At 61.3% G+C, this 11,714-nt stretch carries 9 protein-coding genes; 4 read left to right on the top strand and 5 right to left on the bottom strand.

From position 1 onward, the window contains the following. Positions 1-49: 49 nt before the first annotated feature. Genes ACZ9H3_RS07865 through ACZ9H3_RS07855 form a run of 3 tightly spaced genes read left to right on the top strand, consistent with a single transcriptional unit; the run spans position 50 to position 2,928 of the window. Positions 50-1,069: a TRAP transporter substrate-binding protein gene (locus ACZ9H3_RS07865; RefSeq protein ID WP_454242014.1), complete on the top strand. Its 1,020-nt coding sequence runs from the start codon at positions 50-52 to the stop codon at positions 1,067-1,069. A 6-nt stretch (positions 1,070-1,075) separates the two neighbouring features. After that, positions 1,076-1,609, top strand: coding sequence for a TRAP transporter small permease (locus tag ACZ9H3_RS07860; RefSeq protein ID WP_065761740.1), 534 nt, complete (start codon positions 1,076-1,078; stop codon positions 1,607-1,609). After that, positions 1,606-2,928: a TRAP transporter large permease gene (locus ACZ9H3_RS07855; protein ID WP_065761741.1), complete on the top strand. Its 1,323-nt coding sequence runs from the start codon at positions 1,606-1,608 to the stop codon at positions 2,926-2,928. Before ACZ9H3_RS07860 ends, ACZ9H3_RS07855 begins: the two co-directional genes overlap by 4 nt. Before the next feature lie 1,054 nt (positions 2,929-3,982). On the opposite strand, the gene ACZ9H3_RS07850 is transcribed toward ACZ9H3_RS07855, so the two are convergent. The 4 genes from ACZ9H3_RS07850 to ACZ9H3_RS07835 all read right to left on the bottom strand — a co-directional run bounded on the left by ACZ9H3_RS07850 (position 3,983) and on the right by ACZ9H3_RS07835 (position 8,293). Beyond that, positions 3,983-4,768 carry a sulfite exporter TauE/SafE family protein gene (locus ACZ9H3_RS07850; RefSeq protein WP_330522901.1) on the bottom strand — a complete coding sequence of 262 codons (786 nt, stop codon included), beginning with the start codon at positions 4,766-4,768 and terminating at the stop codon, positions 3,983-3,985. 160 nt (positions 4,769-4,928) lie between these two features. Next, the gene (locus tag ACZ9H3_RS07845; protein ID WP_454242012.1) at positions 4,929-6,194 is read right to left on the bottom strand and encodes an OprD family porin; all 1,266 of its coding nucleotides are present in this window, start codon (positions 6,192-6,194) and stop codon (positions 4,929-4,931) included. Positions 6,195-6,302: 108 nt separating this feature from the next. Continuing rightward, positions 6,303-7,970: a cation acetate symporter gene (locus ACZ9H3_RS07840; RefSeq protein WP_409279217.1), complete on the bottom strand. Its 1,668-nt coding sequence runs from the start codon at positions 7,968-7,970 to the stop codon at positions 6,303-6,305. Then, positions 7,967-8,293 carry a DUF485 domain-containing protein gene (locus ACZ9H3_RS07835; protein WP_065760128.1) on the bottom strand — a complete coding sequence of 109 codons (327 nt, stop codon included), beginning with the start codon at positions 8,291-8,293 and terminating at the stop codon, positions 7,967-7,969. Before ACZ9H3_RS07835 ends, ACZ9H3_RS07840 begins: the two co-directional genes overlap by 4 nt. Before the next feature lie 684 nt (positions 8,294-8,977). Here ACZ9H3_RS07835 and ACZ9H3_RS07830 point away from each other — a divergent pair. Further along, a complete protein-coding gene (locus ACZ9H3_RS07830) occupies positions 8,978-10,384 on the top strand; it encodes an LLM class flavin-dependent oxidoreductase (RefSeq protein WP_476220251.1) in 1,407 nt (468 codons plus the stop codon). Between the two features lie 68 nt (positions 10,385-10,452). Here the strand turns inward: ACZ9H3_RS07830 and ACZ9H3_RS07825 are convergent, their stop codons facing one another. Continuing rightward, a complete protein-coding gene (locus tag ACZ9H3_RS07825; RefSeq protein WP_065760126.1) occupies positions 10,453-11,697 on the bottom strand; it encodes an acyl-CoA dehydrogenase family protein in 1,245 nt (414 codons plus the stop codon). Between the last annotated feature and the right edge of the window lie 17 nt (positions 11,698-11,714).

Genomic DNA, 11,714 nt, shown 5'->3' with positions numbered 1-11,714 from the left:
CGAACCACGGCTGCGCACACGACTACAAAAACAAAACGGAGCTACCACAATGAAGAAAATCAAAGCTGCCGCCCTGTGCATGGCGATGACAGGTGCCCTGTCTGCTCATGCCGAGACCTACACCCTCAAGGTCGCGCATTTCCTGCCGTCCACCTCCAACGTTCAGGTCAACATCATCCAGCCGTGGTGCGATCAACTGCGCCAGGAATCCCAGGACCGCCTGCAATGCCAGCTCTATCCGTCGATGCAGTTGGGCGGCACACCGGCCAAGCTCGCGGATATGGCCCGTAACGGGGTCGCCGATATCGTCTGGACCGGCCCGTCGTACTCCGCCGGCAAGTTCCCGCGGGTCGAGGCGCTGGAACTACCTTTCGTGCTGCCTTACGGCGGCAAGGTTGGTAACCAGATCATCTGGGATTACTACGAGCAGTACGCCAAGGACGACTTCAAGGACTACAAGGTGCTGGTGATCCACGGTGACGGCGGCATGAGCCTGCACACGCGCGGCAAGGCGGTGCAGAACCTGGCGGATCTGACAGGCCTGAAACTGCGCGCTTCCAGCCGTACCGCCGCCAAGACCATCGAAAGCCTGGGCGCTACGCCGGTGAGCATGCCGCCCGCGCAGATGACTGAAGCCATTTCCAAAGGTGTGGTGGATGGCGCCCTGGCGTCCTGGGAAGTGGTGCCGGCGACCAAGCTCAATGAAGTGACCCAGTACCACAGCGCCACGCCGGCCGGGCAGCCGGCCTTCGGTTACACCGTACTGGCCATGCTGATGAGCCAGCGCAAGTTCGACAGCCTGCCTAAGGACCTGCAGGCGATCATCGAGCGCAACAGCGGCAAGGCGTTGTCCGAACGCTTTGCCAACTCCTGGGACAACGCCATGGACCGCGCCCACGACGCTACCCCGGCTGAAGGCCTGGTCGAAATCAATGGTGCGGCCTACGCCGACATGCAGGCGGCGGCTGCGCCGGCGGTCGATCAATGGGTCAAGGAAGTGGCCGGCAAGGGGCTCGACGGCCAGGCGCTGGTGGACGGCGTGCGTAAGCTCTCCCGCGCAGCGCAGTAACCGCCCATGAACGAATCCTTGGACTTCAACGTCGCCTCGGACGTAACACAGGGGAGTGGCCGAAGGGCCTTGATGCAGCTGGCCCAGGGCTTTGCCCTGGCCGGCGGGCTGACGTTCATGGCATTGATCGGCATGTCGCTGGTTTCCATTGTCGGGCGCAAGCTGTTTTCGGCGCCGATCCGGGGGGACATGGAGTTGATGGAGGTGGGTGCCTCCTTTGCCATCGCTGCGTTCCTGCCGTTGTGCGAGCTGCGCGGTCAGCACATCAAGGTCGATGCGCTGACCCAGTGGTTGCCAGCACGGGTGCGTGACCTGCTGGATGTGTTGGCACACCTGCTGTGCTGCGCCGTGGCGTGGATTATGGCCTGGCGCACCACACAGCAGATGTTCGACAACCATGAGAACGGCGATGTCACCACATTGCTGTCGTTCCCGCTGTGGATTCCGTTAATGCTGATCGTGCCTAGCCTGGTGCTATTGGGTGTGTGCGCGCTGGCGCGTATTGCCGACATTTTCCACCGTATGGGAGGTCGCGCATGAGCGGTCTGAGCCTGGGTCTGATTGCGCTGTCCATTACCATGGTGCTGTTGTTGCTGCGGGTGCACATTGGCATCACCATGCTGATCGGTGGCGCGGCCTGTTTCTGGGCGGTGAACAACGGCGATCTGTCGAGCCTGTTGTTCACCCTCAATGATCTGGCCTATTCGCGCCTGTCCAACTACGACCTGGCAGTCATCCCGCTGTTTGTGATGATGGGCCAGTTCGCCACCCACGGTGGCCTGTCACGTTCGATCTTTCGCTGTGCGTCGGCGTTCATCGGCCACTGGAAGGGCGGCATGGGCATGTCGGCGATTGGTGCTTGCGCGGGTTTCGGGGCGATTTGCGGGTCGTCCCTGGCGACGGCGGCGACCATGAGCCATGTGGCATTGCCCGAGCTGCGCCGGCACAACTATTCCGGTCGTCTGGCGACCGCGACCGTTGCTGCCGGTGGCACCCTGGGTATCCTGATTCCGCCGTCTGTGCCGTTGATCATCTATGCCGTGCTGACCCAGGAATCGATCGCCAAGCTGTTTGTGGCGGCGATCGTGCCGGGGGTTGTTGCCATCATCGGTTACATGATCGTGTTGCGGATCATGGTCTCCCGTGACGAAAGCCAGGCCACGGTGTCGCCGAAGGCAACGCGGGTGGAGCGGCTCAAGGCACTGGTTCAGGTGTCGCCAGTGATTGGCGTTTTCCTGGTGGTGATCGTCGGCATCTATGGTGGTTGGGCCAACCCCACCGAAGCGGCTTCGATCGGTGCGGCGGCCTGCGGCATCCTTGCGGTTCAGCAAGGTGGCATGCGCTGGGACGGTATTCGGGCGAGCCTGTTGGGTACGGCAGAAACCTCGGCGATGATTTTTCTCGTGCTGCTGGGCGCAGACCTGCTCAACTCCGGCCTGGCCCTGACCCAGATGCCCACGGAGTTGGCCGCGTGGGTGATCAACAGTGGTCTTGCACCGATGCTGGTGCTGGTCGTCATCCTCGGCCTGTACCTGCTGCTGGGCTGTGTGATGGATTCGTTGGCGATGATTCTGCTGACCATCCCGATCTTCTATCCGATGATCATGGGCCTGGATTTTTATGGCCTGGACGCCTCGGAAAAATCGATCTGGTTTGGCATTCTGGCCTTGATGGTGGTGGAGATCGGGCTGATTCACCCTCCGCTGGGCATGAACCTGTTCATCGTCCAGCGCACCGCGCGCGACGTGCCTTACAGTGAAACCGCGATAGGTATCGTCCCGTTCCTGTGTTCGGACCTGCTGCGCATTGTGTTGCTGGTCGCGTTCCCCGCTCTCAGCTTGTGGTTGTTGAGTTTCTAACGGCTACCTGTTGGCGCAGGCTTGCCTGCGATGGCGTCGGCGGGGTGCCAGTGAGTGCGCGGTGTTTGCATCGCGGGCAAGCCCGGCTCCTACAGCTTTGCGCGGGGTCTGTTGGAGCTGGCTTGCCTGCGATGGCGTCGGCGGTGTGTCCGCAAGTTCGCGGCGTCTGTATCGCGGGTAAGCCCGGCTCCTACAGCTTGCGCGGTCTTTGTTGGAGCAGGCTTGCCTGCGATGGCTTCGGCGGGGTGTCAGTGAGTTCGCGGCGCCTGCATCGCGGGCAAGCCCGGTTCCTACAGCTTGCGCGGGCTTTGTTGGAGCTGGCTTGCCTGCGATGGCGTCGGTGGGGTGTCAGTGCGTTCGCGGTGGCTGCATCGCGGGCAAGCCCAGTTCCTACAGCTTGCGCGGGCTTTGTTGGGGCAGGCTTGCCTGCGATGGCTTCGGCGGGGTGTCAGTGGGTTCGCGGTGGCTGCATCGCGGGCAAGCCCGGTTCCTACAGCTTGCGCGGGCTCTGTTGGAGCTGGCTTGCCTGCGATGGCGTCGGTGGGGTGTCAGTGCGTTCGCGGTGTTTGCATCGCGGGCAAGCCCGGCTCCTACAGGCTGCGCGGGCTCTGTTGGAGCAGGCTTGCCTGCGATGGCGTCGGTGGGGTCTCAGCGAGTACGCGGTGGCTGCATCGCGGGCAAGCCCGGCTCCTACAGCTTGTGCGGGCTTTGTTGGAGCAGGCTTGCCTGCGATGGCGTCGGTGGGGTGTCAGTGGGTTTGCGGTGTCTGCATCGCGGGCAAGCCCGGCTCCTACAGCTTTGCGCGGGGTCTGTTGGAGCTGGCTTGCCTGCGATGGCTTCGGCGGGGTGTCAGTGGGTTCGCGGTGGCTGCATCGCGGGCAAGACCCGCTCCTACAGCTTTGTGCGGGGTCTGTTGGAGCTGGCTTGCCTGCGATGGCTTCGGCGGGGTGTCCGTGAGTTCGCGGTGTTTGCATCGCGGGCAAGCCCGGCTCCTACAGCTTGTGCGGGCTTTGTTGGAGTAGGCTTGCCTGCGATGGCGGCGCCGGTATCGTGATCAGAAGGCCAGTTTGTAGCCAATCAGCAGCAGCATGCAGGCCAGGCAAGGGCGCAGTACGTTGTCGGAGATACGGCCGGTCAGGTGGCTGCCGATGTAGATCCCGGGCAGCGAGCCAAGCAGCAGGTAGCCCAGCAGGGTCCAGTCCATGTTGCCCATGCTGGCGTGGCCGAGGCCGGCGACCAGGGTCAGGGGCACGGCGTGAGCGATTTCGGTACCGACCAGGCGACGGGTAGCCAGGTACGGGTAGAGCAGGAACAGTGCCACGGTGCCCAAGGCGCCAGCGCCGATGGACGTCAGGGAAACCATGATGCCAAGCACGATGCCGGTGATCACGGTCAGGATGTTCAGGGTCTTGTCGCTGAGGTGGTAGTGGTCGCTGGCGTGTTTGCTGGCGAAGGCCTGCAAGCGGCTTTTGAACAGAATCGCCAGTGCCGTCAGTACCAGTACCACGGCCAGACCCTGCTTGATCACCGCGTTCAAGGCCTGGGTGTCAGTGTGCAGGGTGGTGAGGAACCAGAGTGTCAGCGCTGCGGCTGGAACACTGCCGAGCGCGAGCCAGCCGGTGATTTTCCAGTCGATGTTCTTGTTCTTGCCATGAACCCAGACGCCACTGCCCTTGGTGATGGCAGCGTAGAGCAGGTCGGTGCCTACCGCCGTAGCCGGGTTGATGCCGAACCAGAGCAGGATCGGAGTCATCAGCGATCCGCCACCAACGCCGGTCATGCCGACGATGAAACCGACAACCAAGCCTGCAACGGAAAAACCTAAGTAACCTGCATCCATAATCTATCTAAGCACCAGACGAGCTGTGAGCGGGGCGCGAGAAGCATAACGGCTTTTTTTATAGCCAAATATAATTATGTGCTATTAGGTTATAACCAGATGTTGAGTGGGGCATTGGAGTCAATGCCCCTGTTGCTGCGTCAGGTGATGGCCGCGGCCGTTACCACAGCGCGATGCTGTAGCTCAGGATCAGGCGGTTCTCGTCCAGCTTGTTGCCAAAGTGGCTGGTACGCACGGTAGCGTTGCGCCATTTGATGCCGAAGTTTTTCAACGTACCGCTCTGGACCACATAGCCGATATCGGTATCGCGCTCCCATTCCTTGCCTTCAGGCTTGCCGGCGCCGAGGTCGATGTTGTCGCCCTGCAGGTAGCGGGTCATGAAGGTCAGGCCGGGAATGCCCACGCTGGCGAAGTTGAAGTCGTAGCGCGCCTGCAAGGACTGTTCGTCCTTGTTGGCGAAGTCACCGATCTGTACGAAGTTCACCAGGTACGCGTCGGCGCCGTTGATGTAGGCAAAGCCGGTGTCGCCGCTCATGCGCTGGTAACCCAGGCCAAAGGCGTGGCCCTGGATACCGTAGGTGAACATCGCGCCAAATGCCTTGTTGTCGACGTTGCTGCCACCCTCATCAAGGGAGCGGGCGAAACGCAGGTCGCTTTTCAGCGATTGCCCTTCACCCAGTGCCAGTACGTGGTTCAGGCCAAGGAAATGCTGGCGGTAGAAGTTGTCCAGCCCGCCGTAGCCATAGGTGGTGTTCAGGCTGTCGCTCCACTTGTAGGTGAGGTTGGCGAAGTTGAACTGGTCGCTGGTGGTGCTGCGGGCCTTGATGTTCTTCGCCCCACCGGTGGTGATGGCCATGTCTTCATAGTCGGTGGAGTCGCGCTGGTTCACCTGGCGCACCTGACCGAGGTCGACGTTCAGCTTGTCGATTTCCTGTGAGTTCAGTTGCCCGCCCTCGAAGGTTTGCGGCAGCAGGCGGGAGTCGTTGGCCATCAGCACTGGCAGTTTGGGTAGCAGCGTACCGGCTTTCAGTACGCTCTTGGAGACGCGTACTTTGGCGGTCATGCCCAGTTCGCCGTACTCGTCCTGAGCGCGGCGTGGTGCTTCGCGGTCACGTTGCAGCAGGCCGCTGCCGCTGCGATCCGGGCTTGAATCGAGTTTGACCCCGAGCAGGCCGATGGCATCGACGCCGAAGCCGACCGTGCCTTCGGTGAAGCCGGACTCATAGCGCAGCAGAAAGCCCTGGGCCCATTCCTCAGCCTTGTTCTGAGGCGCGTCGTGCTGGCGGAAGTCGCGGTTGAAGTAGAAGTTACGCAGCTCCAGGTTGGCTTTGCTGTCCTTGAGAAACTCTGCGTTGGCAGGTGCGCAGAGGCCGGCCAGCGTTGCCGAAACCAAAAGGCGGGTAGCGATGGGATGCGTGCGGTACATGGTAAAGCCCTTTTATTGTTATTGAATGGGGGACGGCATGGCCTGCACCGGTCGCGGTTGCGATCGGTGCAGGTGGTTGCAGGTGATGCGGTCAGCGGTTTACGCGGATCAATGGGCGACTGCCGTGGCGGCACCCAGGCCGGTTTGGGCACGTACGAACTGGTCGTCGAATGCGGCACGTTCGCGGGCGGCTTGCGCACTGCGGTCGAGCTTGGACACCAGCACGATCACCAGGAAGGCCAGTGGCATGGAGAACAGTGCCGGGTGGTCATACGGGTAGATCGCCTGCGCATTGCCAAGCACCGACACCCAGACCGCAGGCGACAGGATCACCAGGGTCAGGGCGGTGATCAGGCCGACGAAGCCACCGGCCAGGGCACCCTTGGTGGTCAGGTCTTTCCAGTACATGGCCATGATCAGTACCGGGAAGTTGGTGGAGGCGGCGATGCCGAAGGTCAGGCCAACCAGGAAGGCGACGTTCTGCTTCTCGAACAGGATGCCCAGCAGGATGGCGATGATGCCCAAGCCGACCGTGGCGATACGGGTTACGCGCATCTCGTCTTTTTCGCTGGCGGTACCTTTCTTCAGTACGGTGGCATACAGGTCGTGGGAGATCGCCGACGCACCGGCCAGGGCCAGGCCCGACACGACGGCCAGGATGGTGGCGAAGGCCACGGCCGAGAGGAAGCCGAGGAACAGGTTGCCACCCACGGCCTTGGCCAGGTGCATGGCAACCATGTTGCCGCCGCCGATCAATGCGCCTTTGAGGTCGCCGCCGACATAGAACTGCGGGTCAGTGCCGACGATCACAATCGCGGCATAACCCAGCACCATGACCACGAGGAAGAAGAAACCGATGAAGCCGGTGGCAAAGAACACCGACTTGCGGGCTTCCTTGGCGTTCGGCACGGTGAAGAAACGCATCAGGATATGCGGCAGGCCGGCAATACCGAACACCAGGCCAAGCGACAGCGAAGCCGCGTTGATCGGGTCGGCGAGCATCGAGCCGGGGCCCATGATGTTCCAGCCCGTAGCGTGGGCTTCAACCGCGCGGGTTGCCAGGGTTTCAAAGCTGAAGCCGAACTCGGCCATGGCCAGCAGGGCCAGGGTCGTGCCGCCAGCCAGCAGCAGTACAGCCTTGATGATCTGTACCCAGGTGGTGGCGATCATGCCGCCGAAGATCACATAGACCAGCATCAGCACGCCAACCACCATCACGGCAGTGGAGTAATCCAGGCCGAACAGCAGTTTGATCAATTGACCCGCGCCGACCATCTGCACGACCAGGTAGCAGCACACCACGGTGAGCGAGCCGAAGGCTGCGAAGGTGCGGATTTTGGTCTGGTCCAGACGGTACGAGACGATGTCGGCGAAGGTGTAGCGCCCCAGGTTGCGCAGGCGCTCGGCCATCAGAAAGGTGATGATCGGCCAGCCGACGAAGAACGCCACCGTGTAGATGAAACCGTCATAGCCTTTGGCGAAGACCAGGCTGGACAAGCCCAGCAGGGTGGCCGCCGACATGTAGTCACCGGCAATCGCCAGGCCGTTCTGGAAACCGCTGATGCCGCCGCCAGCGGTGTAGAAGTCCGAGGTCGACTTGGTTTGCCGTGCAGCCCACCAGGTGATCATCAAGGTGCCAAGGACGAACACGAAGAACATACCGATGGCGTGGAGGTTGATCGGCTGTTTTTCCGCCACGACGAGGGGGGCGGCAAAGGCTGCGGCCGGTGCCAGCAGCAGGCTGGCAAGGCCAAGGGAGGCGAGGCGACGGCTCATTTCAACTCCTCCAGCAGGTCGGCACTCAGTGCGTCGAAGCGGGTGTTGGCGCTGCGCACGTACCAGCCGGTGAGCAGCCAGGACAGCACGATGATCGCCGCCGCGACCGGGATCCCTACCGTCAGTTGGCGGCCTTCGGCCAGAGGGGCATGCAGCACGTGCGGGTAGAACGCGACCACCAGCATGAACAGGTAGTAGGCGCCCAGCACGGCGGCACTCAATGACCAGGCCAGGCGCGAACGGCTGCGAACCAGGCGTTGGAATTTGGGGTTGGCGCGGATGCGGTCGCAACTCTGCGCATGGGACAGCTCAGCGTTTTTCATCGGTGTGGCTCCTTGTTTTTTTTATTGCCTGGTGTGCCCTGCAGCCGTTTTTTGGGTGCACGGCGTCGTGGCGATGGGCAGCAGCCTTTCGCCAGGAAAAACGGGTAAGCGTCGAGTGCTGTGTTACGCCGGCGGAATCATGTCGCGCAGCGTTTCAGCTCACTCGGAATCGACTGATCAAAACGGGGGAATGTGGGAAAAGCCGGCGCCAGGTTCGCTCGGGTAGAGCGTATTGAAGGTAATAAGACGCGCGCGTGCAGGGACTGGTCCCTGTGTGAAGATCGACATAACTGGCACCCGGTGGCTGATTATTAGCTCTTGATGTTTGCTGCACCCTTGTCGGTGGGAAGCAGCGCAGATGGCTCCGCGCACCTTATATAACAATGTCGGTCAATTATGGAAGTACTACCTGCGTTGTATAGTATTAGTACTATATATTTTGCCTCGAAAATTCAGGGTTTACGGCTTCCGCCCGGCACGTGCTGTCTTGCTGCAAACACATGGGCTTGCTGTTGTCTCACATACAGTGGATCAACAAGGTGTCGCCGGTTACACAGGCATTCGATCGTTTTGTTTGTATAAGTTATTGATAATAAAGAACTAAGTAGCTGGCATGGTTTGTGAGACGTACTCGGCAAGAGCGCCTGATGTGGCGTAGAACCTGTTGCGTACTGGAGAACCCCCATGCCCCGTGAAATTCGTTTGAATGCTTTTGAGATGAACTGCGTCGGTCATCAATCTCCTGGCCTGTGGGCGCATCCCCGGGACCGTTCCTGGCAGTACAAGGACCTGGAGTATTGGACCGACCTGGCCAAGTTGTTGGAGCGCGGCCGTTTCGACGGCATTTTCATCGCGGATGTCATCGGTATCTACGATGTGTTCAACGGCAATGGCGATGCGGCGATCCGTCAGTCGACCCAGGTACCGGTCAACGATCCGCTGGCGCTGATCACCCCGATGGCGCTGGTGACCGAGCATCTGGGTTTCGGTCTGACCGCGTCGTTGAGTTTCGAGCACCCCTATCCGTTTGCCCGCCGCCTTTCCACCCTCGACCACCTGACCAAGGGGCGTATTGGCTGGAACATTGTCACCTCGTACCTGGACAGCGGTGCGCGTAACCTCGGGCAGAAAGCCTTGAGCGATCACGATGCCCGTTACGACTATGCCGACGAGTACCTTGAAGTGCTCTACAAGCTGTTTGAGGGCAGTTGGGAGGAGGGTGCGATACAGCGTGATCGTGAGCGGCGTATCTTCAGTGACCCGAGCAAGATCCATGGCATCAAGCATGCCGGCAAGCATTTCCAGGTTCCGGGCATTCACCTCTGCGAGCCGTCGCCCCAGCGCACCCCGGTGTTGTATCAGGCGGGAGCCTCCAGCCGTGGCAAGCAGTTCGCGGCGGAGCATGCTGAATGTGTGTTTGTTGCATCTCCGTCGAAAATCTTGTTGAAGAAGACCGTGGCGGACATTCGTCGACGTGCTGCCGAAGCCGGTCGCGATCCGCGCAAGGTGCTGGTCTTCAACCTGCTGACGGTGATCGTCGGCGAAACCGATGCCCAGGCCCAGGCCAAGTGGCAGGACTACAAGTCGTACACCAGTTATGAAGGCGCTTTGGCCCTGATTTCGGGCTGGACCGGCATCGACTTTTCCGAGTACCAACCGGATCAGGTCCTCAAGCACATCCATACCAACGCTATTCAGTCGGCGGTCGAAACGTTCTCCACGGCCGACCCGAACAAGCAATGGACCGTAAAAGAGTTGGCCGACTGGGTGGGCATTGGCGGCTTTGGCCCGCTGTTGGTGGGCAGTGCGCAAACGGTGGCGGACGAGTTGCAGGCATGGGTTGAGGAAACCGACGTGGATGGTTTCAACCTGGCCTATGCCCTGGCTCACGAAACCTTCGCCGATGTGGTCGAACTGTTGGTGCCAGAGTTGCAGAAGCGCGGTGTCTACAAGACGGAGTACGCCCCTGGCACCTTGCGCGAAAAACTCTTCGGCGAAGGCCCGCGCTTGCCACAGAATCATCCTGCTGCCGATTACCGCGATCTCGCCGCGTTGGCAGCACGTGAAGAAGACACTTCAGTACTGGCCTGATCCCGGCGGGATAACAGGCCACGATGATTGAGCCGCCCCCTCGTCGATGTGACGAGGGGGCGTTTGCATTAGCCCTGTTTAGCACCACCACCGATCTGCCAGACATACGGTGGTTCGGTGCCGTTGATCTCCCAGTCACCGATGATCCGTTCCTTGTAGATCAGTGGGTTGTGCGAGGCGGCGGTGCGGGCGTTGCGCCAATGACGGTCGAGCAGTTTGCTGGTGCTGGTGGCCGAAGCGCTGAGGGCGTTGAACAGGTCGCTGGTGGCGCGCAGGACCAGCTCGGCAATGACGACCTGGCCTTGAGCCGACTCCAGCTCGGCGGCGATGTTGGCTGCGCGCTCAGCTTCAGCATCATTGCCAAAGTGGCTCTCGTAGGCGCGCTGCGCGGCAGCGGCAGCACGCAGTGCCGTGGCTTCGGCGGCATAGGCCTGGGCCGAAGCCTTGCCGACCACCTGCTGAACCTGGGCATCGTCACTGGCCGCTGCAGCATTGCCCGTGCTGAAAATGCGCGTGCGTTTGCGCACTTCTTCGGCGATGTCGCGTACGGCTGCGCGACCGGAGCCCGCCAGTACCGCCAGCAGTACCAACTGATAGAACGCTGTCTGGTACTTGAAGCGGGTGGCGAAGTCGAACAGGTTTTCGTCTTCGACCACAACGTTATCGAACACCGAGGTGCCGCTGCCAGTGGTGCGCTGGCCAAAACCGTCCCAGTCGTCGCTGAGGGTAATGCCGGGTTGCTGGACACGAACCGCAGCGATTACATCGCCGCCAGTGTCGTCACGTTGGGCATAGAGGTCGATCCAGTCGGCAAAGATACTGCCGGTGCTGTAGTACTTGGTGCCATTGACCCGCCACTGATCGCCTTGGCGCGAGACGCGGGTAATCACCTGTCCCAGTTTCACGGCGCCTACTTCGGTCCAGGCATTACCCACCAGATCACCGTCCAGAAAGCGTTTGAACCAGACGTCCTGTGGCGTGTTGGCGTGAGCGTTGAGGCGATCTTCGACAAAGGCGAAGTGGCCGCGCAGGGCTTGCGGCAGGTTGGAGTCGGCTTCGGCCAGTTCGATCAGCAGTTGGAACAATTGTGGCAATGAGGCGCCGGCGCCGCCGTATTGCACCGGTACGCGCACGGCGCCAAAGCCGGCTTCCTTGAGCCATTTCACCGGCTCATAGGGCAGGCTGCGGGTGCGCTCGCGTTCGAGGGCGCCAGCGGCGATGCGGGTGAAAATCGGCCGGAATCGCGCGGCCAGTTGTTCATAGTCGGTTCCGGTGGAGAGGGGGTGCGGAATGTGCTGTTGCTGGGCAGTCATGCTGTCGCTCCTGTGAG

This window comes from Pseudomonas sp. TE3910 (assembly GCF_056279025.1).
The sequence above is the reverse complement of the archived record's forward strand: the minus strand, read 5'-3'. Positions and strand labels throughout refer to the sequence as shown.

Excerpts from the sequence above, each read along its gene's own strand:
- ACZ9H3_RS07865 (WP_454242014.1), top strand. The coding sequence starts at position 50 with ATGAAGAAAATCAAAGCTGCCGCCCTGTGCATGGCGATGACAGGTGCC.
- ACZ9H3_RS07860 (WP_065761740.1), top strand. The coding sequence starts at position 1,076 with ATGAACGAATCCTTGGACTTCAACGTCGCCTCGGACGTAACACAGGGG.
- ACZ9H3_RS07855 (WP_065761741.1), top strand. The coding sequence starts at position 1,606 with ATGAGCGGTCTGAGCCTGGGTCTGATTGCGCTGTCCATTACCATGGTG.
- ACZ9H3_RS07850 (WP_330522901.1), bottom strand. The coding sequence starts at position 4,768 with ATGGATGCAGGTTACTTAGGTTTTTCCGTTGCAGGCTTGGTTGTCGGT.
- ACZ9H3_RS07845 (WP_454242012.1), bottom strand. The coding sequence starts at position 6,194 with ATGTACCGCACGCATCCCATCGCTACCCGCCTTTTGGTTTCGGCAACG.
- ACZ9H3_RS07840 (WP_409279217.1), bottom strand. The coding sequence starts at position 7,970 with ATGAGCCGTCGCCTCGCCTCCCTTGGCCTTGCCAGCCTGCTGCTGGCA.
- ACZ9H3_RS07835 (WP_065760128.1), bottom strand. The coding sequence starts at position 8,293 with ATGAAAAACGCTGAGCTGTCCCATGCGCAGAGTTGCGACCGCATCCGC.
- ACZ9H3_RS07830 (WP_476220251.1), top strand. The coding sequence starts at position 8,978 with ATGCCCCGTGAAATTCGTTTGAATGCTTTTGAGATGAACTGCGTCGGT.
- ACZ9H3_RS07825 (WP_065760126.1), bottom strand. The coding sequence starts at position 11,697 with ATGACTGCCCAGCAACAGCACATTCCGCACCCCCTCTCCACCGGAACC.